Annotated in this window: 20 protein-coding genes and 1 tRNA gene; 11 read left to right on the forward strand and 10 right to left on the reverse strand. The window is 34.7% G+C overall.

Annotated elements, in window-relative coordinates; all coding sequences use genetic code 11:
- Positions 1-153 precede the first annotated feature (153 nt).
- The 6 genes from KO527_RS07030 to KO527_RS07055 all read left to right on the forward strand — a co-directional run bounded on the left by KO527_RS07030 (position 154) and on the right by KO527_RS07055 (position 6,127).
- Positions 154-238 (forward strand) — tRNA-Leu (locus KO527_RS07030).
- Positions 239-947: 709 nt separating this feature from the next.
- Positions 948-1,631, forward strand: coding sequence for an ABC transporter ATP-binding protein (locus KO527_RS07035; protein ID WP_216039626.1), 684 nt, complete (start codon positions 948-950; stop codon positions 1,629-1,631).
- Positions 1,616-2,572, forward strand: coding sequence for an HlyD family secretion protein (locus tag KO527_RS07040; RefSeq protein WP_216039627.1), 957 nt, complete (start codon positions 1,616-1,618; stop codon positions 2,570-2,572). The genes KO527_RS07035 and KO527_RS07040 overlap by 16 nt, the downstream gene beginning before the upstream one ends.
- Positions 2,565-3,713 carry an HlyD family efflux transporter periplasmic adaptor subunit gene (locus KO527_RS07045; protein WP_216039628.1) on the forward strand — a complete coding sequence of 383 codons (1,149 nt, stop codon included), beginning with the start codon at positions 2,565-2,567 and terminating at the stop codon, positions 3,711-3,713. The genes KO527_RS07040 and KO527_RS07045 overlap by 8 nt, the downstream gene beginning before the upstream one ends.
- Positions 3,710-4,891, forward strand: coding sequence for an HlyD family efflux transporter periplasmic adaptor subunit (locus KO527_RS07050; protein ID WP_216039629.1), 1,182 nt, complete (start codon positions 3,710-3,712; stop codon positions 4,889-4,891). Before KO527_RS07045 ends, KO527_RS07050 begins: the two co-directional genes overlap by 4 nt.
- A complete protein-coding gene (locus KO527_RS07055; RefSeq protein ID WP_216039630.1) occupies positions 4,892-6,127 on the forward strand; it encodes an ABC transporter permease in 1,236 nt (411 codons plus the stop codon).
- 57 nt (positions 6,128-6,184) lie between these two features.
- Here KO527_RS07055 and KO527_RS26375 read toward each other — a convergent pair whose 3' ends face one another.
- Positions 6,185-8,185, reverse strand: coding sequence for a fused MFS/spermidine synthase (locus KO527_RS26375; protein ID WP_216039631.1), 2,001 nt, complete (start codon positions 8,183-8,185; stop codon positions 6,185-6,187).
- Positions 8,186-8,400: 215 nt separating this feature from the next.
- On the opposite strand from KO527_RS26375, the gene KO527_RS07065 reads away from it, so the two are divergent.
- Together KO527_RS07065 and KO527_RS07070 are read left to right on the forward strand one after the other, a co-directional pair.
- Entirely contained in the window at positions 8,401-8,781 is a 381-nt protein-coding gene (locus KO527_RS07065; protein ID WP_252733514.1) for an HIT domain-containing protein, read from the forward strand.
- Between the two features lie 23 nt (positions 8,782-8,804).
- Positions 8,805-9,107 carry a nuclear transport factor 2 family protein gene (locus KO527_RS07070; RefSeq protein WP_252733516.1) on the forward strand — a complete coding sequence of 101 codons (303 nt, stop codon included), beginning with the start codon at positions 8,805-8,807 and terminating at the stop codon, positions 9,105-9,107.
- Positions 9,108-9,152: 45 nt separating this feature from the next.
- Here KO527_RS07070 and KO527_RS07075 read toward each other — a convergent pair whose 3' ends face one another.
- From KO527_RS07075 to KO527_RS07100, 6 genes are all read right to left on the reverse strand, one after another.
- A complete protein-coding gene (locus KO527_RS07075; protein WP_042142754.1) occupies positions 9,153-9,428 on the reverse strand; it encodes a hypothetical protein in 276 nt (91 codons plus the stop codon).
- An 89-nt stretch (positions 9,429-9,517) separates the two neighbouring features.
- Positions 9,518-10,318 carry a transporter substrate-binding domain-containing protein gene (locus KO527_RS07080; protein ID WP_216039632.1) on the reverse strand — a complete coding sequence of 267 codons (801 nt, stop codon included), beginning with the start codon at positions 10,316-10,318 and terminating at the stop codon, positions 9,518-9,520.
- Positions 10,319-10,964: 646 nt separating this feature from the next.
- Positions 10,965-11,168, reverse strand: coding sequence for a DUF3545 family protein (locus KO527_RS07085; protein ID WP_216039633.1), 204 nt, complete (start codon positions 11,166-11,168; stop codon positions 10,965-10,967).
- Positions 11,169-11,308: 140 nt separating this feature from the next.
- Complete coding sequence (locus KO527_RS07090; RefSeq protein ID WP_216039634.1) at positions 11,309-12,427, reverse strand: FAD-dependent monooxygenase; 1,119 nt, start codon at positions 12,425-12,427, stop codon at positions 11,309-11,311.
- A 66-nt stretch (positions 12,428-12,493) separates the two neighbouring features.
- Positions 12,494-13,339: an alpha/beta hydrolase-fold protein gene (locus tag KO527_RS07095; protein ID WP_216039635.1), complete on the reverse strand. Its 846-nt coding sequence runs from the start codon at positions 13,337-13,339 to the stop codon at positions 12,494-12,496.
- A gap of 148 nt (positions 13,340-13,487) precedes the next feature.
- Positions 13,488-14,444 carry a methylenetetrahydrofolate reductase gene (locus KO527_RS07100; RefSeq protein WP_216039636.1) on the reverse strand — a complete coding sequence of 319 codons (957 nt, stop codon included), beginning with the start codon at positions 14,442-14,444 and terminating at the stop codon, positions 13,488-13,490.
- Positions 14,445-14,711: 267 nt separating this feature from the next.
- Here KO527_RS07100 and KO527_RS07105 point away from each other — a divergent pair, with 267 nt between their 5' ends.
- Complete coding sequence (locus KO527_RS07105; protein WP_216039637.1) at positions 14,712-17,630, forward strand: M16 family metallopeptidase; 2,919 nt, start codon at positions 14,712-14,714, stop codon at positions 17,628-17,630.
- A 72-nt stretch (positions 17,631-17,702) separates the two neighbouring features.
- Here KO527_RS07105 and KO527_RS25850 read toward each other — a convergent pair whose 3' ends face one another.
- Positions 17,703-18,974, reverse strand: a complete 1,272-nt coding sequence (locus tag KO527_RS25850; RefSeq protein ID WP_216039638.1) for a diguanylate cyclase — start codon at positions 18,972-18,974, stop codon at positions 17,703-17,705.
- Between the two features lie 146 nt (positions 18,975-19,120).
- The gene (locus KO527_RS07115) at positions 19,121-20,290 is read right to left on the reverse strand and encodes an MFS transporter (RefSeq protein WP_216039639.1); all 1,170 of its coding nucleotides are present in this window, start codon (positions 20,288-20,290) and stop codon (positions 19,121-19,123) included.
- Between the two features lie 209 nt (positions 20,291-20,499).
- On the opposite strand from KO527_RS07115, the gene cysE reads away from it, so the two are divergent.
- Entirely contained in the window at positions 20,500-21,306 is an 807-nt protein-coding gene (gene cysE, locus KO527_RS07120; RefSeq protein ID WP_216039640.1) for a serine O-acetyltransferase, read from the forward strand.
- A gap of 51 nt (positions 21,307-21,357) precedes the next feature.
- Here cysE and xseA read toward each other — a convergent pair whose 3' ends face one another.
- Positions 21,358-22,689: an exodeoxyribonuclease VII large subunit gene (gene xseA, locus KO527_RS07125; protein WP_216039781.1), complete on the reverse strand. Its 1,332-nt coding sequence runs from the start codon at positions 22,687-22,689 to the stop codon at positions 21,358-21,360.
- A 163-nt stretch (positions 22,690-22,852) separates the two neighbouring features.
- On the opposite strand from xseA, the gene guaB reads away from it, so the two are divergent.
- A complete protein-coding gene (gene guaB / locus KO527_RS07130) occupies positions 22,853-24,319 on the forward strand; it encodes an IMP dehydrogenase (RefSeq protein WP_216039641.1) in 1,467 nt (488 codons plus the stop codon).
- Positions 24,320-24,518 lie beyond the last annotated feature (199 nt).

Below are 24,518 nucleotides of genomic sequence, written 5' to 3' on the forward strand. Positions count from 1 at the left end.
GCCGCACAGTCTCATCTTTGTATAATGCTTTGCATAGAGACGAGAGCATCTAAAAAAAATAACTTTTATAAAGCTTGAGCTCTAAAGTGGTTTTTCTTTATTTTTTCATCTGTTTTAATACTGATTAAAGCGAGAGAGTGAAAGAAAAATTATGCCAGTATGATGGAATTGGTAGACATAGGGGATTCAAAATCCCCCGCCTTCGGGTGTGGCGGTTCGAGTCCGCCTACTGGTACCACTTTTTAACCCTTAGCTTTGCTAAGGGTTTTTTTATGCCTGAAACTTGAGTTTAACAAGAAAGGTTTAGGGGATTCACTCTCATAATCTGGCCCACCTTCGGTTAAGTTGGTTCGAGTCCGCCTACTGGTACCACTTTTTAACCTTTAGCTTTGCTAAGGGTTTTTTTATGCCTGAAACTTGAGTTTAACAAGAAAGGTTTAGGGGATTCACTCTCATAATCTAGCCCACCTTCGGTTGAGTTGGTTCGAGTCCGCCTACTGGTACCACTTTTTAACCCTTAGCTTTGCTAAGGGTTTTTTTATGCCTGAAACTTGAGTTTAACAAGAAAGGTTTAGGGGATTCACTCTCATAATCTGGCCCACCTTCGGTTGTGTTGGTGGGAGTTCGCCTACTGGTACCAATTTTTAACCCTTAGCTTTGTTAAGGGCTTTTTTATGCCGAAATTTGACTAAATACAAAGAAAAGAGGCAGCTTTTAATTTACATCTATTTTGCATTTTACTTTTATTTTTTTGTTAATGTTAGTGCCTAATAACGGTAACACCTAGTGGTTATGAAGTTCACCTTATTAAAACTCAGCATTTAAATAAATATTTAAATAATGTTAAGTTATTTATATTAAAGGCTTTATTTGCTTTTTATGTCGTTAACACTGTATATTATTTTGCTGAGTTTAAAGTTTGTATGCTATGTAAAAGGGGTTTGAAATTGATAAAAATTGATAATCTCACCCGAACTTATGGTTCTGGTGAGATTCAAGTCAATGCACTGAGCGATGTATCACTCACCATTGAAGAGAATGAGTTTGTGGCTGTTATGGGCACTTCTGGTTCAGGTAAGTCAACTTTAATGAATATTCTAGGCTGTTTAGATACGCCAACTTCGGGTGAGTATTTACTGTCAGATCAATCTATCAAAGAAATTGATGATGTGAGCTTATCTAAAATTAGAAATGAAAAAATAGGTTTTATTTTTCAAACATTCCATTTATTACCAAGATTAACAGCGCTACAAAATGTGACCTTGCCATTGAGGTATAGTGATATAGATCCTGATGAAGCATTAAAGCACGGCAATGAAATGTTAGATAAGGTTGGTTTGAAAGACCGTAGCCATCATAAACCATTTGAAATGTCAGGTGGTCAACGCCAAAGAGTTGCAATCGCAAGAGCACTAGTAAACAAACCAAAAGTGATTTTTGCTGATGAACCTACCGGTAATTTAGATTCTAAAACATCATATGAAATTATGGATTTGTTATGTCAATTACATGCTCAAGGTCAAACTATTGTAATGGTCACCCATGAGGAAGATATAGCGGCCTTTGCTAATAGAATTATTCGTATGAAAGACGGTAAAGTGGTTGAGGACAGATTATGTACCAAGCAATAATATTAGGTTTAGGTCTGTTATTAACGTCTCATGCTTCAATGGCATCAGTAATTTTGTCTGGACAAGTTAAAGCTGCTGATAATCAAACATTTTATGCACCAAAAACAGGCAGTTGGAAAGTTCAGGTGCAATGGATGTTACCTGAAGGTGAAGTCGCTGAAAAAGGTGACCTTATTGTTGTATTTGATAGTGGCACAATTCAAAGCGAAATAGATCAATTAAGAACAAGTTTGATTTCCGCTGAAGAAGAGTTACATCGCATACAAAGTAGTAATGCTCAAAGTTTACTCGAAGCAAGTTATGGGAAAAAAAGAACTGAACTGTTATTAACTAAATCACGTATTGATGCGGGTGTGTCTGCTGATAACCTTAGCCAGTATGACTATAAAATGAATCAATTAGAATTTGAAAAAGCAGTGATAGCGGATGCAAAAGCACAAGAAACTTTAAAGCAAACTAAGGTTGCCAATAAAGTTGCTATAACTAAACAAAAAATAACAATAAAAAAATACCAACAGCAATTAAAGTATAATCAAAATAAATTCAAAAAAATGAGTGTTTATGCAGAACGTTCAGGTCCTGTGTTGTACGCAAGTCACCCTTGGAACGGAGAAAAAGTATTTGTCGGTATGACCGCACAACCCGCTTGGAAAATTGCAGAGATCCCTTCCTTAAATGGCTTATATATTGAAGCCTGGGTTCATGAAGTTGATCATAAAAATTTACTATTGAATAGTCAGGCACAACTGAAATTTGATGCTTACCCCAATACTCATTTATCAGCCAAATTAACCGAAATTTCTACGCAACCAGAGGCTCAAAAAGAGTGGGGTAATGATGTATATTACCGAACTGTTTTTGAGTTCAATGCTAATACGCATTTTAAAGTCTTACCAGGAATGAGTGCACAATTAGAGTTTGAGGGAATAATAAATGAATAAGCTATTAATATTATCTATTGTAGTTTTATTGCTCGGCTGTGAGCAAGTTGTAAGTGAAGCTGTAAAAGTAGAGAAAATAGAAGTCATAGTTTATGCCAGCGGAGAACTTGAATCTAAACAAACAGCGGTTATAGCGCCTCCTTCAATAGCTAGAATGTGGCAGTACCAAATAAAACAGATGCTGCCTGAAAATACTCAAGTAAAAAAAGGGGAAGTACTGGTCTCTTTTGATGATAAAAAAATAACAGATAGATTGTTTGATAAGCAGGTTGAATTAGACCGTGCTCAAAAAGAATTAGATAATAAAAAAATAAAAGAAATCGCTACCGAACAAGAATTCATATTAGCGGTAGCCGAAAAAGAAATGGAGTTTGAAAAAGCAAAACGTAAGGCAGAAATTGTTGATAATAGCCGTTCTGAAAATGATAGAAAAAAATCTGAAATCGACTTTACAGTAGCGAAAAATGATTTGTTTTTATCACAAGAAAAATTAAATTTTCATAAAAAGAATAGTATATTGAACCTTAAATTAGCCCAAGGGAAAGTAGCGCGTTTAACAGTCGAAGTAGATGACTTTAATAGAGATATAGAAAGACTGAAAGTTAAAGCGCCAATGGACGGTATGGTGATTTATAAAGCTAATTGGGAGGGAGAAAAACCAGCCGTGGGAGAAAGTGTACAGTTTGGACAACCTATCCTTGAGTTAGCCGTCATTGAACACATGCAGTTAAAAGCTCAAGTTGCAGAGCCAGATAGTGGTAAGTTGGTATTAGGGCAAAAAGTAAAAATTATACTTGATGGTACTCAGGAGCAAATCTTTAGCGGTAAAGTTGTTAATTTAGGTCGTGTATTTAGAAGTAAATCGGCTCAAGATAAAAAACGTATTTTAGATACCATCATTGAATTTGATAAAACCAATTCATCAGTAATGCGCCCGGGGATGACCGCTCGAATAGAGGTGATCACTAAAGTGCTTGATAAAGCGTTAACTTTACCTTTAGAGGCCGTGAAAGGCGCTGCTGATAGCAAAGTAATCACACTTGAGTCAGGTCTAGAGAAACCTGTAGAAGTCGCACATATCATAGGCAATAAAGTTGTGTTAGCTAAAGGTGTAAAACAAGGAGATATCGTCGCGCTATGAATAAATTAATTTTTATACCTATGCTCTTTTTATTAGCTTGTAATTCTGAGGAGAACGCTACTTTAAAGTACACAGTAAAAAATGAAAACTTTTCTGTCAGCATACCTGCAAAAGGAGAGTTGTTTGCTGCCAAAGCAACAGTGATAAGTTCACCGGTTTCGCGTAATGGTGTGCAGAGTATTGCTTGGCTTGCACCTGAATTTTCTTTGGTTAAACAAGGTGATGTTATTGCGCGTTTTGATGGTGAAGCAATGCAAGTCAAAAGTAGAGAGAAAGAAAATGAACTTGCGATCACTAAACAAGAAATTATAGAAAAAACAGGTGTTTTAAGTAAAGAGCTTGATGCTATCAGTAAGGATATTTTAATCATAGGTCAGGAAAAGCTTTTTGCTGAAAAATTCTCTATTGATGATGAAAGGATCCGCTCTAAATTAGAAATTATAGATTCACTGCAAAATACAGCTTATCTTGGCTCTAAGCAAGATTATTTAAATTGGAAAAGTGATAGTTTCAATGAAAGCTCAGCTGGAGATATGGGCTTATTAAAAATGCAGCAAGATCAACATCAAGGTAAGCTTGATTTACTGAACGATAGTTTAAATCAATTAGAAATCAAAGCGCCACACGATGGTTTATTAGTTTATAAAAAAAATTGGCGTGGTGAAAAACCCAGAGCTGGCCAATCAATGTGGCCAGGTGAGAAAATCGCTGAGTTACCAAATATTACGCAAATGAAAGCCAAGTTATATGTCATTGAAAGTGAAGCAATTGACTTAGCTGAAGGCAAAGCCGTTAATTTGCAATTATTTGCATATTCAAATCTGCCTTTTAAGGGGGTGGTTGAATCGGTTGCTCCTTTTCCTGCGTCAATAAAAAGAGGTGATCCACAAAAGTACTTTGAAGTGATTGTTACTTTAGATGAACAAAACCCTAAACTGTTTGTTCCTGGTAGAAAATTACAAGCAAGTATTGTAATAGCAAAGCCTGAATCTAAATTAATCGTACCGTTACAGGCCATATACACCAAAGAAAATCAATCATTTGTATACATTTATCAAGATGATGAATTAACTATGACAGCTGTAACATTAGGACAAGCAAGTTTAAGTCATGTTGAAATATTGACTGGATTAACAGTGGGTCAGGAAATCACTTTAATGGATCAGGAGCAAAGCTAAATGAAATATCTTGATATATTTATTGATACTGCGGCAGAGTTAGCGCAGCATAAATTACGTACTTTGCTTACTTTATTAGGTATGATTTTTGGTGTAGGTGCGGTAATTGCGATGCTTAATATTGGTGAAGGTGCGGAGCGCGAAGCCTTAAAAATGATAGATACGATGGGTTTACATAATCTTATTATTGAAGCTAAAGAATTTGAAGATAAAGAGCTTAAAGAGCAGCGTAAACACTCTGCAGGGTTAAGTATTAGAGATGGTGAAATAGCAGCCAAATCATTACCTTTTGTCGAGGCTTTTAGTGCTCAAAAGTTAATTGATACGTATAGCATTTTCAGTGCCCAAGGTAAAAGTGATGGAGAGGCAATCGGTGTTAGTTCAAGCTTTTTTGAATTATCAAAATTTAATTTAGCACAAGGACGTATGCTCAATGACGATGATGATTTAAGTTTTTCTCAAGTTGCATTATTAGGCTCAGCTACTGCAAAACAATTATTCCCTTTAGGTGGGGCTGTGGGCCAAAATATCAAAATAAACCATTTATGGTTTAAAGTAGTAGGTGTTTTAGAGGCCCCATTCTTGAAAAAACAAGAGTTTCAAGGCATTAAACTTGGTGGCGCACAAAGCCGCGTATTTGTACCACTTAAAACATCTATGCATAAGTTTGCAAGTAAAGAGCTAGATAGTGAAGTTACCAGTATTAAGTTAAAGATCAATAAGGCTGTAGACCCGATTGAGGCGGCTAAAGCAGTAAGTCATTTATTAACGCGTCGCCATAATAAAGTAGATGATTACACTTTAGTGATCCCTGCGGCTTTACTCGCACAGCAAAAACAAACACAACAGATATTTAATATCGTAATGTCATGTGTTGCGGGTATTTCATTATTAGTAGGTGGCATAGGTATTATGAATATCATGCTTGCCACTGTACTTGAGCGTACTAAGGAAATAGGCTTATTACGTGCCATTGGTGCAACTCAAAAAGATATTCAACTACAGTTTATTTCAGAGAGCTTTACTATTTCAATATTAGGTGGAATATTAGGCGTGTTTTTTGGCATCTTATTATCAGAGCTAATCTCTATTTATTCACAGTGGGCAGTTTCTTGGTCGCTAACTGCGATAATTTTATCGTTTAGTATATGTGCCATGGTAGGCCTCACTTTTGGTGTATATCCTGCGATAAAAGCATCAAAGCTTGATCCAATTGATGCTTTACAAAGTGATTAGCTATCGATTTATATAAACCCTAATACATCATTATATTAGGGTTTTTTATGGATTAAATTAAAACTTAATCACAGATAATAGGTTTGAATATTTATCAGTCCATATTTGAGTTTCTTCAGGCTTTAAATTTAAATAAGTGACTCTTATTTTTACCATGCCATTATTGATGAAATCTTTATTATGCGTTAAAACAGCCCATTGTGTTGTTTGCTCTGCTGATGAACTTGAAGCTGCAATAAAATGGTTTAAAGGAATATTTAGCTTTACTGCTAATGCATTTATTAAAGGCAATAAATCTAAGTGGTTATTAGAGATATGTAATGCGAGTAAACCTTCTTTTTTAAGGTGTTTTAAATATAACTCAAATGCCTCGAGTGTTAATAAATGCACGGGTATTGCATCACTTGAAAAAGCATCTATAACAAGGGCATCATACTGTTGGCTTCCAGTATTCTTTAGCTCATTTTGCATCGTTATTCTTGCATCTCCAAGCCTAATATCTGTTTTTGCTTTGCTATCAGATAAGTAGCTGAAATGTTGTCTAGCAACGGTTGCAACTGCAGGATTAAGTTCATAAAATACATAATGATCTTGTGGTTGTGCGTAGCTTGCTAAAGTACCCGTGCCTAAGCCGACAATGCCAACTTTATTTGATTGCATCTTATCTAAGTTATTTAAAGCTAACGCTACGCCACTATTTGCACGATAGTAACTAGTAGGTTGGCTTTTATGCGCTTCAATAAGAGATTGGCTGCCATGGTTTGTTGCACCATCAAATAACACTCTAATAGGGCTGTCGTTTAGTGTTTGATCTTTAACGGCCAAAACACCATAAAAATTACGACTATTATGCACATCAGATGTAAAATATCGGCTATCTAACTGATTAAAATAAAATCCAAAAGTAACGAAAGAAATACTTGAGGCGATACATAAAAACTTGTTATTGGCCTTTTTAATTTTACTTAGTTCAGGTGATTGGTTTTGCCAGTATAAGCTGAGTGAAAATAAAAGATATATAAAACCAATTCCCACAATAAGTTCGTAATATTGCGTAAAAATTTTCTCAGCAACAATCGCTGTAAACAAGCTACCAAGTACACCGCCTAGTGCAAGGATTAAATAGAAAAGCGTTAACTTATTTTTATGTGGCTGTAATTTAGCGAGCTCCCCATGACAAATCATACATGCTGATAATAATAGTATGCTGTAAGTGAACACTTGCTGTAGGAGGCTAAATTGTATACCAACAAAAAATAAAAAAGTGCCAGCAAAACTGCTACATGCAAAACACGTAAACCAAAATTTTTGTATGTACCACTTGGGGCTATTAAAACAAATAATATAAGTCAATAAATAGATGCACAAAGGCAGTATCCATAAAAATGGCGTTGGCGGAATATTAATAGTCATCGCACTGGTTGTTGCCATCATTAAAATAACACTACAAGCAGATAACCCTAACCATAAACAAACGCACTTAAAATCGGTCGGCGCTTTATCATTCTTTTGGTTTTCAAGTAAGTAATTAAACTTAAATAATCTAAAACTACAAAAAAGAATGCTGATCATAAATAGATAATATCCATAGCCCCAAATAGTACTTTGAAGTGTGGTGTCTAAATTAGGCTCTATAACAAATGGATATGATAATAATGCTAATAAAGAGCCTAAGTTTGATAAAGCATAAAGGCGATAAGGTTGATTGTTATTAGGGTTTAAACTGTACCATTTCTGAATTAATGGTGCTGTCGTGCTGAGTAAAAAATAGGGAAAGCCAATTGCCATAAAAAGGCTAGTTATGATATTGATTTGTGGCGTTTGGCTAGTCAGTAAATGTTCTGAATTCAATTGACCAATGGGAATAGCCACTAGACTTAATAAAATAAACCCGCTGTGGATCGTTATTTGTTGGTTAACTTTTTTAATTTTACTTAATGTATGTGCGTATAAATAACCAAGTAGTAAAAATAGTTGAAAAAATAACATACATGCAGTCCAAATTGCTGCACCACCACCAAAATAAGGCAAGGCCATTTTGGCTATAATAGGTTGCACTTGAAACAATAAAAAGGAACTAATAAAAATTGTGATTAAAAAGGGCATATAGAACAGAATTCTCAATAAAGGATATGGGTTTATGAAACAGTTACTTAAGTAGCGCTAATATCACATATTTTTAAAAAGTTATAAATAATTAAAAACTTTTCACAAGATTATTTATGAGCAATTAATGAATGCTACATGTGTAGCTATTACCAATATGAGAGTTTATGCTATTTAAATTAGGTTCATCTTTGTTGGAGGTTGATATGCTTTATACCGGAACAGATATTTATTGTGATTTAATTTTAACAGGCGAGTTAGCTGTTGAGGTTGTACATGAAACAGATGCTATTTTAGCTTTTAAGCATACTCAGCCTCATTGGCAGGTGCATATTGTGGTGATCCCTAAGATGCATATTAGCTCATTTATTGAAGTCGAGTCTCCCTATAAAGCGGTATTTGATGAGTTGATTAAAGTTGTGCAGCTTATATCTAAAAAGGTCAGTGAGGAACATGGTGCAGCCAGAGTAATGACTAACTTAGGTGATTACCAAGATTCAAAGCATCTGCATTTTCATGTGAACTTTGGTGAAATTATTAAAAGCTAGCTTAGACAATAATTGAAAAGGCTTTGCATCCTGAATTAGCTAAAAGAACCCATTGGCAACAAAAAGATGGTTCAGAGTTTATTATGCAAACAAGCTTTGACACTATGCTTAAAGTAGCGAAAAACTATAATAAAAATGGAGATAAATTTGAAGATAATCCAAAAGTTGAAATAGAAGTTCTCGCTTTAGATAAACGCATTGCTTCTGTTAAATTAACTGCTGATGATTGGGTTGATTATATGCACTTAGTAAAAAATGATAAAAATCAATGGCAAATTATTAATGTGCTTTGGCAGTATCATGATATTAAAAAACATTCATACTAATTAAAGACTGATAGATTTAAAAAAAGAATAAAGCAAATAGTCACTTTATTCTTTTTCTTCAAGTAATTCTTTGATGGTAATAAATAGTGGGTAAAACCATTGATATTTATTACAAAACTCATCTAATTCAGCTGCGGTACTTGAGTTATGGATCAAGTGAAACGTGGTCATATTAGCCATTACAAATAGTTTAAATTTTTGACCGTTGCCTGTTTCATCATCTTTTATAATACTAGCTTGGTAGTATTCAAAATCTGTTTTTACGTTTTCAAGTAAAGCATCACGCTCAGAGGTTGATACCTTAGGAATATCTTCTTTCATGGTTATATATTTTAGCTTGATTACTCTTGGGCAAGAATATACCTTAATCGCTAGGAAAACACTTGAGTTATTCTGAAAAAATAATTGCGCTACTTTTTATTCTGTACTTTATTTAACGCGTTTTGTAATCTTTGAGTAACTAACTTTGGTGTATCTAGGCTCATAGCCATACATGCTTGTCTTTCTTCGTTAGATAAAATTGAAAATACCTTTTTCAGTCTTGCTATAGGTAAGCCTGCTTGTTGCATTCTAAGTTCTAAAGGTTCTTCTTCTTGAATGATTAAATCTATTCTGCCTTTAAATAATTTTCGAATATTGGCTAATTCATTGGTTGCGATATCCACATTCTTATCGACAGAAAACCCTTGAGCCATCAAATAGTCATAAGTGACACCGCTGCCTACGACACCTAAATGATACTGTTTTAGATCATTTATATGGCTTATTTTTATATCCTTTCGATTATCTAAGCTGTATATGCTAACTCCTTGCGTTGAAATTAGCGGGCAAATCCATTGAAAATCAGACTCTCGACTGTCAATTCTAAAAATCGTGTAAATAAGCGTGTTTTTATTATTTTTAGATAGGTTATACGCTCTATTCCAACCATACACTTCTATTTTGTATTTAAATCCTGCTTCTTTCATTACCTTTTTGAGTATTTCTGTTGCTATGCCGGCGACTTGATTATCTTTGTTGACATAATTGAATGGTGGCCATGGTTCAGTTACAACCAAAATGTCGTAATCCCTAATTAAATTTGGACGTTTTGATTCAGCAAAAGTGGACGAGTCACTGAATATACATAACAAAATAAAAAAGCAGTATAAACGCATGTTCATAGAGATGTTAAGTTCAAAAAAGTGATATTTAATTATGAGTAGTATCACTTAAAAAATCCAATAAAGGTCAAAGTTACTGAATAAAAACTTGTTTGATATATTTGCTTATTAAAATAAAAAACCAATCTTAAGTGATCAGAGGCTATTCTTTGAGGTGGCTAATGCTAAATACATATGATTGATTATTGGATCAAAAATGAATATATAATCCGCGGTATTATTTATTGATATTAATGACTTTAAAAACCTGAACGATAATTTTTGAAATGATGTGGTTGAGAAAGTTTTGAAAGTATTTACTTTTACTCTAAGCATGAATTTAGAGGCGTTGATGTAATTGTCAGCTTAGTCAATAATGAATTTGTTGTGGTTTTACATATCAAATTCGAATCAAATTTAACAAATATGATCATTATCTTTAAAATTCTAATTTACATAATTTAAGTACCCAAAATTTACCAATAAGTAATTTGAGTATTGGGAAAATGACTTATAATAAAAAGATAATAACTTGAGTGAGTTATTAAAACTAGTAGACCAAAATACGTATGAGAAGGCAGCTTAATAATATTTTTCATACTAAAATCAAATTATAAGATTTAAACAGTGTTTCGTGTATTAGCTTATGCACAATAAACACTGTTTAATATCTAAACCCAAACTGTGTAATACAAGTCGTAATTAAGCTGGGTAGTTAAGCAAAAATTTCTTCGATATCGTCTTCATAAGTGAATTCATTGTATTCAATCAATTCACGGCGTAAGCGTTGTTTTTCCTTAATAGCCTCTATTTCACGCCATTTTCTTTTTTTTGTTTTTCTGCCTCTGCGCTCAGATGTTGTATTCTCTGAGTCTTCCAGTAAATCTGAAATGTCGTCTAAAAACTGTGATTCTGCCATGATTATTTCCTTGTTTGTGGTTTATGCAAACTTTAAATTGAAAATATGACAGAAGTGTTACTTGTGAATGACAATTCAATGAAAGTATTATAAGTGCTGTTTAATGGTGTGAAATAACTCAGTACTTATAAAATGATTATTTAGAGGTCGTTATTAATTAACTTTCGCCAACCTTTTACGTTTTGTGGCCCTGTGAACCGCACTATGGTATTACGTAATAAACGGCCACATAAACTTTTACCAAGCTCAGCTAGCTTTATCACTTTGTTTGATTCATCAATGACCCAACTGATCCGAGTAAGCCTCTGTTCTTTAAATAACCTCAAAACTTGTTCTGATGTATTGTTAGCGTCAGCTAATAGTTCGATTAGTGCTAAAACATCTTCGAGTGCCATACCAACACCTTGTTGTAACGAAGGAGGGCAACCATGTAAAGCATCACCAATAAGCAATACATTATGTTTAAATACTTCACGAGATTTCACTGATTTTATCTGGCCTTTAATAACCTCATCCGCGTTATAAATGGCATTTTGTACTGATTGCTCATAACCAGAAAACACCTGTTTCATCGCTTGTTTGGCATCAAGTTTAAAAATCTCACCGGTAGGGTCTGAAATTTGACCATAACAATAAAGTTTATCTTTTGATATTGGGTAAAACATGAATAAATCATTTTCCCCAAGTAGGTAACTTGGTTGCATATTATGATTTGGGTAATCAATGCAAAACCGCCAGTTTGATACCTTTAAGTCGAGTAAATCTGGCGTATCAAATACTTTATTTCGTGTATCTGAATTAATGCCATCAGCTGCAATGATTAAATCATACTCTTTTTGTGAGTTATCATTAAAAGAGACTAAGCATGCATTGTCATTGTGCTGTAGATCACAGATGAATTTATTATATTGCACATCAGTTTCAATATCTTTAAGTAAAACCTGCATTAAATTATCACGCTCTAATGCAACAAAAGGCTGCTGATTGAGCGGCGCTTCTAATAATGACGCTTTGCTCAATAGCTTTCTGGAGGCTTTTTCAAAACGCACTTCAGTCACTTGATGCGCATGTTTTAATATTTCATCTTTAAAACCTAAGCTTTCAAAACCAGCCATAGCATTTGCAGGTAAACAAATACCAGCACCTTGCAGGCGCGCACTTGGTGCTTTTTCAATGAGATCAATCTCATGCTGGGTATGCTTTAAATTATGAAAAAGGCTCAAACCCGCAATACCAGAACCTACAATTAATATTTTCATATACTGTCTTATTGTTTTACTTAAAGAAATTATCGCTTGAATCTAAAAATAAATAAAGCATATAAATCAATTGCTTTTATGGTGTAAAAACCTTAAACCATGATACCAAGCTAACATACCAACCGTGCCATGCCTTTCTTGTTCAAAATATTGCACTTTAACATCATTATTTAAACTATCAGTATTTTTAACTTTATTGGCGAATGTTAAACCCCATTGGTAGTTAGTTTTACCTATTTTTCCTAGGTGTGAATTATTAGCCAGTGCAAAATATACTTTAGCTCGGGTATTTTTTAATGAGTTTTCAGAATACATTCGGTTTAAGTAATTATCATGCCAGATATAAGTGGCATCGGTGATTAAATAATGGGTAAATAGCTCTGGTTGGCTAAGCAATACATGTGCTGTGAACAGACCTGCAAACGACTCGCCAATTAAAGTGCGTTGTTTATTTACGCGAAAGTTATTGCCCATATAAGTAAATAGCTCTTCATTAATAAAAGAGATGAGCTTGTTTGCATCACCCACTTTACCTAAATCGTCTAATAACTTGCCGTCAAATGTAAATTCAGCATTGCTTGGCGTAAAGTATTGCTCTCGTGAACCGACATTGGGTAGCGCAACAATAATATGCTCATTTATTTGCTGTTCTAAATTATGGGAACTTAATGACTCAGCCATACCCACTAAGCCTTTAAATCTGGTTTGGTCGCCATCTAAAGCATATATTACAGGGTATGTTTGCTTTGGATTTTTATGGTAAGAGGGCGGTAAATAGACTGATAAAGGGCGTGTTTGTTTTAATACTTTAGAATCCAGATGATAGGTTTGACCTATTTCTATATTGTTAGCATTGGCTGATAGGCAATTAAAAAATAAGACTAATAATGAAAAAAAATTGAGTTGACGCACTGTAACTTCCTTATATTTTTTTGATTAATATAAAGGATTTTACTAACAAGTTGAAATACGAAATTGTTTCTACATATTTTATATCTCAAAAGAAAAAAAAGGCTTAACAATAATGTTAAGCCTTTCACAGACGGGATCGTTTAAATCTTTAAGCGATTTGTTTCTCAGCTAGGTTTAATTCCATAGTTGCTTTTAATAAACGGTAAAGATTAATTGATGCATCAATTTCTTCTTTACGGTTAGTTAAACTTTCTATGTTTAAACCTAATGGCACATCTAAGTGCGCACAGCTTTGTAAAATTTGGTTTAGGTTGTCACGACAGATCCTAATGGATTCATTTAAAGAATCATTCGAATCTAGAATACGCCATTTAGTTGCTTCAGGCACTGAAATACCTAACCACTTCATAAAATCTAGGGTTTTCTCACCTCCACAAGGCGTGAAAGTCAAAATAATACGTTTTGGAGAAATACCTTTATGACGGCAGCTTCTAGAGTAACTTGTGATCAAATCAATTGTTTCTTGTGCGTTATAAACAGCTTGAGAAATAAAATATTCACAGCCTTGATCAATTTTTTCTAATAAACGCTCATGTTCGTTACGTTTACTTGCGTGGCGTTCCGCAATAGTAACACCACCTAAAAATGTATTACTTTTATGTTCACCTAACGCTTTGTACGCATTTGGCAGACTTAGCTTGATATCGCCAGTTGAAGAAGGACTACCTACTAAAACAATGTTCTTAAGTTTATATTTTTCAGCTGTCTCATCTAACCAAGCATTAAATTCAGCTTCATCACGTTGCGCGACACTTTTATAGGTAATAACGTCTAATTCAGATAATTGGCTGATAAGCTGACTATATTCACGTGGGTCAACTGTTTTTCTAAATGGAAAAGGGCGTGGCACTGCAGTGCGGCTACTTTCGTCTTGAATGTCGTAAATTATTACACCATCGTATTCAATTTCATGTAAACGCGCTAATAGCTTATTAGCAATGGTTTCTAGTTGTGCTTTATCAGTGCCCATTTTTGGTGGAGTAGTACCGATCAGATATACACCTTGCTTTGGGTCTTGAATTTTCTGTTTTAATGATAAAGCCATTTTTTTTCCACCGTAATTATCTTAGGAATTAAATATAGCAGCCATTTAGACGTCTAGATAGTCTTTTTTTGTTGAGTCTTTTTCATTTGGCTTGAATTAAATTCAAGTTGATGCTTTGATGGCATAGTAATTACTGTTTACATTTTTTCACGTTATTCATCGGATTTACTCGATTAGAAAATATTGCTCTAGCATAATGACGGTGTTTGATACTAATAAAGTTTAGTTCAATTAGTATTTCATATAATAAAAGTTCAGGGGAAATGAATGAAATTTAAATTACTGGCATCTGCAATGGCTGTGTCTATGGCGTTATCGGGTTGTGTATTCCATATTGATGCAAATAATCGTGATAATAATGACAACTCTGCACAGGCTTCATCAGAACAAACAACAAGTGTGAAAGCCACTCAGAAGTCAAACAATAAAGTTTTTGCACAAGATTATGTATTAGAAGAGTTATCAAATGGCTTAAAGGTTATGGTAGTTAAAACTGATTACCCGGACGTTGTGTCATTACAAATTCCAGTATCTGTTGGTTCTCGTGATGAAGTAGAAGTTGGCAAAACAGGTTTTGCTCACTTTTTTGAGCATATGATGTTTAAAGGTTCAGAAAAATATCCGCAAGAAGTCTATTCAGATATTTTGAAAAACTCAGGTGTTGATAACCGCGCTTATACAACAAATGACTATACAAACTATCATTTAAACTTTTCAAAAGAGCATTTAGCTAAAGTATTAGAAATAGAAGCTGATATCTTTCAAAATTTATCTTATACAGAAGAGCAATTTAGAACAGAAGCTCAAACGGTTAAAGGCGAATATTTAAAGAATAATGCAAGCCCAATTCGTAAATTGTTATCAGCTGTACGTAAAGAAGCATTTGATACCCATACATACAAACATACTACTATGGGTTTTTTTGAAGATATTCAAGCAATGCCAGATCAAATGGAATACGGGCAAAAGTTCTTTGAAAATTTCTATGTGCCAAAAAATGTATCTTTAGTGATTGTAGGTGATGTAGACCCTGCTCAAACTATGCAATTAGTTAAACAAACTTGGGGTCAGTGGCAAGCAAAGGGCGTAGATGCTTTAGTACCAGCAGAGCCTAAACAAACTGCGCCTAAATATATTCACGAAAAAAATGATGGTTTACCTGGTCATTGGTTATTAGTGTCTTACAAAGGCACTGCTTGGCAGCCTAAGCAAAAAGACAGAGCGGGCTTAGATTTAATCTCTCAACTTTATTTTTCTGAAAACTCAGATTTATATCAAGAGCTAGTAGTAGAAAAACAAATTGCCAGCCAAATGTTTACTTATAATCCAGAAACCAAAGATGAAGGCTTATTACACGTTTTTGTGAAGGTAGATAAAGAGTCTGATTTAGCGGTAGCACGAGATTTAGTTAACCAAACATATGCGCAAGTGCGTACTGAACTTGTTGACGCTGATAAGCTTGCAAACTTAAAGTCTAATTTAAAATATAGTTTTATTAATGGCTTAGATTCATCACAATCTATTGCTTCTACGCTTGCCAGGTATATGCATTTTGAGCGTGATCCTGAAGTGATTAACCAACTTTATGCAAGCTCTGATTCGATTACTGCAAAAGATATTAAAGATATTGCAAATAAGTATTTTGTAGATTCTGGTCGTACAACTGTCACTATGTCTGACTTGAAGTCTGTATCAGGTTTTGAAAAAGAAGTTGATTTAAATACCGCAGTAACGGCTTTAAATAACAAATCAACAGAACGTCACTTTAATGTATTAGATAAAACAAATGACTCACCATTAGTTGATGTTAACTTTTTATTTTACACGGGTGCGGCTGCAGATCCACAAGGTAAAAAAGGCTTAGCTGCATTAACTGCTAACATGATTTCACAAGGCGGCTCAGAGTCTCGTAGTTATAAAGAGATCAAAAAAGCTATGTATCCACTCGCGGGTAGCTTTTCTGCTCAGTTAGATAAAGAGATGATATCTTTTTCAGGCCGAGTGCATAAAAACAAAGCTGATACTTGGTACGCATTAATTAGCGACCAATTATTGAACCCAGGCTGGCGTGAAGATGACTTTAAACGCATCAAAAAAGAGATGGTAGATGGCATTAAAGCAGGTCTAAAAGCCTCTAATGATGAAGAGTTAGGTAAAGAGGTGCTTTATTCTAAGCTTTATAGAAATCATGCTTATGAAAGTTATAACTATGGTGACTTATCTGATTTAGAAGCGATAACACTCGCTGATGTTAAGGCTTTTTATAAAGCAGAGTTAACGCAAGCTAAATTAAATGTTGGTATTACAGGTGCCATGCCTGAAAAACTGAAACAAGACATGTTTACTGATTTAATGAGCTTGCCTAAAGGCGATGAAACTCGCCTAAAGGTTGCTGATGCACCCGAACTTGTAGGACATCATGCAACTATCGTAGAGAAATCAGCTAAATCGACAGCGGTATCGTTTGGTTTCCCGATTGATACCATACGTAGTGATAAAGACTGGACAGCACTTTGGTTAGTACGCTCATATTTTGGTGAGCATAGAAGCTCTAATAGCTTCTTATATCAAAGAATTCGTCAAACGCGTGGTATGAACTATGGTGATTATTCTTATATTGAATATTTCCCTCGTGGTATGTATCAAACAAAACCAGATGCTAATTTAGGGCGCTCTGAACAAATCTTCCAAATTTGGCTAAGACCATTACGTTCAAATAATGATGCTCATTTTGCAACACGTACTGCTTTATTTGAATTAGACAACTTAATAAAAGAAGGTATGACTCAAGAAAGTTTTGAAGCAACTCGTAATTTCTTAACTAACTTTGTGCCACAAATGGTTGCTAGCCAAGATAAACAGTTAGGTTATGCGCTCGATAGCCAGTTCTATAAAACGGATGAGTTTGTATCTTATGTACGTAAACAATTAGAATCTCTAACAGTTGCAGATATAAACCGTGTAATAAAAGAGAACTTACAAACTGATAATATTCAATACGTATTTATCACGGGTGATGGTAAAGATATGCAAAAACGCTTAGCGTCTGAGCAGGTTTCACCGTTAAAATATAATACTGATAAACCAGCTGAACTTGTCGCTGAAGATAAGATCATTGAAAGTTATAAACTGAGTATTCCTAAAAAGAATATTGAAGTATTAGCAATAGATGATGTTTTTAAATAAACTTTTTAGTTTTTAAGATAAGCCCATTGCAATATATATTATAATGGGCTTTTTTATGTAACAATTTATTGATTAGTTTTCTACGCGATTACGGCCATACTTTTTAGCTAAATATACTGTTTTATCTGCACTTGCTAATAATTCATTAAACTCAAAACAATCATTTTGGCTAGATGACACACCAAAGCTTGCTGATACAGAAGCATTTTTTATTATTATTTGTTCAATTTTTTTGCGAACACTTTCTGCTTTTTCTTTTGCTTGCGCTAAATTACAATAAGGCAGCACCATTAAAAACTCATCACCACCTAGTCGCACTGCGATATCTTCTACACGTGTTGAAGCTTGCAATATATTGGCGACAGCGATCAGTACTTCATCTCCTGCATCATGTCCAAGTTGATCGTTTATAGGTTTAAAGTTATCTAAATCAATCATAACTAAGCTGACGTCATGGTTTTGTCGTTTAGCGAGCATCAGGGCTTTTTCTACAAATGGCATTAAAAAGTGGCGGTTATATAAGCCAGTTAGATGATCTGTCATAGCGACTTGTTCTAATGCATGTTGCTGTTGCTTTACTTGCAAATATAGATGATGGGCTAAAACAAGGTTATTTACTCTTGCTGCTAGCTCTGCTTGGATCACAGGTTTAGTGATGAAATCGTTTGCGCCTTTTTTTAATGCATCAATGCGTTGTGTTGAATTGAGTTTTCCCGATAGCGCTAAAATTGGGATCAAAGATTTTCCATCGGTTCGAGCACGTATCTGCTTAATAACCTCAATGCCGTCTTTATCACCAGGTAAAATAATATCTAATAAAACCAAATCAAAATTTGAACTTTCAAAGGCTGTTAATGCTGCATTAGCATCTATATGATGGGTAATAGATAGGCCCATTTGCTTTAGAATTTCCATTGTCATATTTGCAACAGATAAATGATCTTCTACATATAATACATGACCAGATCTTTCACACTTTATGATTTCATTTTTAGTTAAACTTGAGAATAAGCTTTTTAATGAATCAATATCCATTTTTTGACAAATATAATTAGCTTCATTTTTTGCTATTTTTGGGAATTTATTGGTATTAGTTTCACTGCTTAAAATAACCGTAAGCGGGTTTTTATTGTTTACATCAGATTTTATTTGAGTGCTAAACTCAATACCTGTCATATTTGATAAGTGCATTGAAATACATATGAAATCAAAGGTGCTGTTTTTAAGTTCTATAAATGCATCTTGGGGGTTAGAAACTATTGTAGGTGTGACCGAATATCCTCTGAGTAACTCCTCAAGTAATAAACAGTAAGTTTTTGATGGTTCAATTATTAATACATTCACATTAACGCCTTATAATATAAGTGGCTCCATGCAATGTATTCATCCATTTACTTTGAAAGTAAAAACTATTAACGAAGTAATAAATACAATAAAAGTATAAAAAGTGTACTGGCTTATAAATATTAAAACAAGTTAAAATCAGCTTGTTATGAATTAATTACCTTTAACTTTACTTTCTGATAGTAGATTACACCCATTATTATAATAGACAGTGGCGCGATTGAGATAAGGTTTAGCGTTTGCCAACCTAAACTAGACTCAAGCCAGCCGGCACTTAATGAAGAAAGCGTTACCGTACTAAATACCAAAAATTCATTCGCAGCTTGGGTCTTTGCCCTCTCACTTGAGGTATATGTTGTGCTCACCATTTGCGTAGCACTGATAAACATAAAGTTCCAACCCACACCTAATAAAAATAAGGCCAATAAAAAATGAGTATGAGTAATGCCATGTAAATTTATAATAATGCATAAGCCAATTAAAACAGCGCCTATAAATATCATATTAATTGAGCCAAATTTCTCTATGAGTTTGCCTGTAAAAAGTGAAGGTACAAACATACCTAGTACGTGCCATTGAATAACAAAAGCGGAATCTTCAAAGTCAAAACCATGGCGGTGCATGGCAAGGGGGGTTGCTGTCATCAATAGGTTCATTAAAGTAAAACTAATCATTGCAGCAGTAACAGCTATGATAAATTTTGGTTGTATTAATATCGTTTTTAAATCCCTTTCAGGATCTTCATTTTGTGTTTGTTGTATTTTAGCAAAAGAGGCAAACTGCAACATAAAAATAGCCAAAGAATAAAGGCAGGCAAGGGCTATAAATGTATTGCTAAAATTAAGCGAAGGGAATGATTTCTCAACCCAAATCGCTAAGTTTGGACCTAAAATGGCTGCGATTATGCCACTTGCCATTATAAGTGAGATTGCACGGCTTGGATTTTTTGGATCAGCCTCAATCGCTGCAAAGCGATAAAGGGTGGCAAAACCAATCGCGATACCTATTAAACCTGTGGCAAAACAAAATAAGCTAAATGAGCTTGTTTCTAACGCATAAACCGCTATTAAAATACCCACGATGCCGATTGCATTACCTAAGCTAAAGCCATTTTTTCTGCCTATTTTTGCCATTAGTAAAGAGGCTGGAATAGTTGCAAATAATAAACCTAAACTTTGTGTCGCAACGGGTAGGGTGATCCAGCCTTCATTAGGGCTGAGTTGCTGGCCAATGAGTGCAGTCACTGTTACTAGCATAATATTACCAGTGGTAATTAAACCTTGGCAAAAAGCGAGTATTAATACATTTTTATTCATTTATAGTTTTTGGTATTTTTTTTAGACGTCGAAAATACGTGTTTATTTGCGTAAACACAAACTTATATTTTGTTACATTTAATGCTATTTAACTTTTAGTTATGGCTTATAACCAATAAAGCAAGGATGTGATCACACATTAAACATGAATTCAGTTAAACTGTTATAATAAGAAGTGAACGATCGTATATTGATAAGAGTACAGCATAATGCGTTATGAAGTTTGGGAACAATTAAGAGTTGAAGCTACTGCCTTAGTAAAAAAAGAACCACTTTTGGCAAGTCATGTATATTCATGTGTTTTAAACCATGAGTGTTTAGGATCTGCTTTGAGTTTTATTGTTGCCAATAAGTTATCTGATGCAGTGGTTTCTCCTTTTACATTTAGAGAGTTATTTGATCAGGCTTTTGTTGATTGTGATCGCATGCTGACTTTTGTTGCAACTGATATTAAAGCGGTAACAGAGCGAGATCCTGCAGCGGTTAATTATTTAACTGTTCTACTGAACCTTAAAGGGTTTCAATCAATTCAAGTACACAGATTAGCACACTGTTTATGGCGCCAAGACCGTAAAGAACTCGCTCGTTTTATTCAAAGCCGTAATTCTGAAGTATTTGGTGTTGATATTCATCCTGCCTGTAAAGTAGGTAAAGGCATAATGTTTGACCATGCGACAGGTATTGTTATTGGCGAAACAGCTGTTATTGAAGACAACGTATCGATTCTACAGTCCGTTACTTTAGGTGGTACAGGTAATGAGCAAGGTGATCGACATCCTAAAATCCGTGAAGGTGTATTAATTGGTGCAGGCGCTAAAGTATTAGGCAATATTGAAGTGGGTGCGGGTGCTAAAGTTGGTTCAGGTTCTGTTGTACTAAATGATGTTAAACCACATACAACAGTAGTCGGTGTACCTGCTAAATCAGTTGGTAAACCAGATTCTCAATGCCCAGCTAAATCTATGGAACAAAATTTTTATGAAGATGAAGATTCATTATCAAGTGCTTATTTGTAAGTTTTATTTAAAAATAAATTAAACTAAAGGCGACTTAACCCGCCTTTTTTATTAACTGATTTCTATTACTTTACTTATCACTTTACCATCAGCTAGTTGAGTTACTAATTCATCTTCAAGGCTAGTTGATTTAACTGAGTTGATCACTTTCCCTTGATTACTGGTAATTGAGTATCCTCGTGAAAGTACTGTTAGCGGGCTTGTGCTATCTAATTTTGAAGCTGTTATCGCCAGTTTATTTTGACAAGTCTGTAATTTGACTGACATCACATTTTCTAACTTGTTTTTTAAATAAGCCAAATTCATATTTGCTTGGTTAATGTTTTCTTGTGGGTTGTGTCTTTGTAATCTTGGTTTTAAATAGTTTAACTGATGCTGATTATTATTGATCTTTCTTTCAATGGCACGTTCAAGCCTCATTGATAGCTCATCTAATTTTTGACTTTGCTGCTGTAGTTTATGTTCTGGGTGATGTAACTTTAAATTTTGGTATAAATCGTTTTGTTTATGTTGTTGCTGCGTTAAATATAAAGTAAATGCACGTTGTAATCGGCTTTTAAATTCATTTATTTGATTATGTATATAGCTTGAATCAGGACTTACTAACTCTGCTGCTGCCGAAGGTGTTGCTGCACGTATATCTGCAACAAAATCACTGATGGTCGTATCTATCTCATGGCCTACAGCACTTACAATCGGAATATCAGAATCAAAAATAGCATAAGCAAGTTGTTCATGATTAAAACACCATAAATCTTCTAATGAGCCACCACCGCGACCTAAAATAATGACATCAACTTCATCTCTTTGATTGGCTAGATTAATTTTGTCTATCAATTGCTGGTGGGCTTGTGCACCTTGCACTTGGGCTGGATATAAAATAACTTCAAGTTGCGGAGCACGGCGCTTTAATACAGTTAAAATATCTTTAAAAGCAGCACCCGTTGCAGAGGTGATCACACCTACTTTATTTATAGCACTTGGCAAAGCTTGTTTATCCATGGCATTGAATAAACCTTCAGCGGCTAATTTTTGTTGTAACGCTTCAAACTCTTGTTTTAATAAACCTTGTCCAGCGGGTTCAATTTGTTCAACGATAAGCTGATAATCACCTCGTGGCTCATATAAGGAAATACGTGCACGTACGGTGACTTGCTCACCATTTTTAGGTCTAAAACTTGATGCGCGATTATTGCCTCGCCACATAGCAGCACGAATTTGTGCGTTATCGTCTTTTAAAGTGAAATACCAATGTCCTGATGCAGGCGCAACAAAATTAGAAATTTCTCCGTTCAAAGTGAGTGAAGCAAAATTTCGTTCCAATAAAAAGCGAATTTCTTTGTTTAATTTTGAGACTGTATAAACTTGTTGTTTACTTTGCATTTTTTCTGAGCCAAACATGATTTTCCAAGTGAATAAGTTGTAGCACGCTCACTGTACCATAAATAAATAATTATTTTAATTTACTAAACGACAAACTGCTGTTAAAATCCGGCCGCAACTCTATATAATTTTATATTAACCTTCAATTGTGAGAAGTTGCCACATGCTACGAATAGCTAAAGAAGCTTTAACCTTTGATGACGTACTTTTAGTACCTGGTCATTCTACTGTATTACCTCATACTGCCAATCTAAATACGCGCTTAACGCGTGGTATTGAACTTAATTTACCTTTAGTATCTGCTTCAATGGATACAGTGACAGAAGCGCGTCTTGCGATCGCTATGGCACAAGAGGGCGGTTTAGGTTTTATTCATAAAAATATGACGATTGAAGAACAAGCTAACAATGTTCGTAAAGTAAAAAATTACGAAGCAGGGATTGTTTCTGATCCTGTTACTGTTACTGCAGAGTTAACAATTAAAGATGCATTAATCTTATCTGAAGATAAAGGTTTTTCTGGTTTTCCAGTAACTGATGCTAACAATACTTTAATGGGCATAGTGACAAGCCGTGATATGCGTTTTGAAACTAAATTAGAGCAACCAGTTTCAACTGTTATGACTAAGCAAGACAAGTTAGTAACAGTGAAAGAGGGCGCTAAACGTGAAGAAATCTTAAGCTTAATGCACGAACACAGAATTGAAAAAATTCTAGTTGTTGATGATGCATTTAAACTTAAAGGTATGATCACAGTAAAAGATTACCAAAAAGCACAAGAGAAACCGAATGCATGTAAAGACGAGTTTGGTCGTTTACGTGTTGGTGCTGCTGTAGGTGTTGGTGCGGGTACTGATGAACGCATTCATGCACTAGTTGAAGCCGGCCTTGATGTATTACTAATCGATACTTCTCATGGTCACTCTCAAGGTGTTATTGACCGTGTTGCCCAAGCACGTAAAGATTTCCCTGATTTACAAATCGTTGCTGGTAATGTTGCAACAGCTGAAGGTGCTATTGCACTTGCAGATGCGGGTGTAGATGCTGTTAAAGTTGGTATCGGCCCAGGTTCAATCTGTACTACACGTATCGTTACAGGTTGTGGTGTACCACAAATCACTGCAATTTCAGATGCTGTTGAAGGCTTAAAGGGTCGCGGTATTCCAGTGATTGCTGATGGTGGTATTCGTTTCTCAGGTGATATCGCTAAAGCACTTGTTGCTGGTGCATCATGTGTAATGGTAGGTTCTATGCTTGCTGGTACTGAAGAAGCGCCAGGTGAAGTTGAGCTATACCAAGGCCGTTACTACAAATCATACCGTGGTATGGGTAGTTTAGGTGCGATGAACCAAAAAGAAGGTTCATCAGATCGTTACTTCCAAGACTCTAAAGAAGCTGAAAAGCTCGTTCCTGAAGGTATTGAAGGTCGTGTTGCATATAAAGGACCTATTGCTAATATTATACATCAGCAAGTTGGTGGTATCCGTAGCTCTATGGGCTTAACGGGTTGTGCAACTATCACAGAAATGAACACTAAACCTATGTTTGTACGTGTTACTTCTGCTGGTATGGGTGAGTCGCACGTTCATGACGTGCAAATCACTAAAGAAGCGCCAAACTACCGTCAATAGAATTACTAATAAATTCTATTAAGTCCACAGGATGACAAAAGCATAATAAGGGCTAACATGAGTTAGCCTTTATTTATACTTTATATAGCAGAATATTAAAACATCGTATTATCTGCTTGATCCTGAAATATTCAATAGCAAAGCTATTACCAGTAAAAATATCGAAATATGATTTTATTTTGGAATTTTTAAGAGAGAC

It is taken from the genome of Pseudoalteromonas sp. C2R02, from assembly GCF_018860845.1.
In the GTDB taxonomy this organism is placed as follows: domain Bacteria; phylum Pseudomonadota; class Gammaproteobacteria; order Enterobacterales; family Alteromonadaceae; genus Pseudoalteromonas.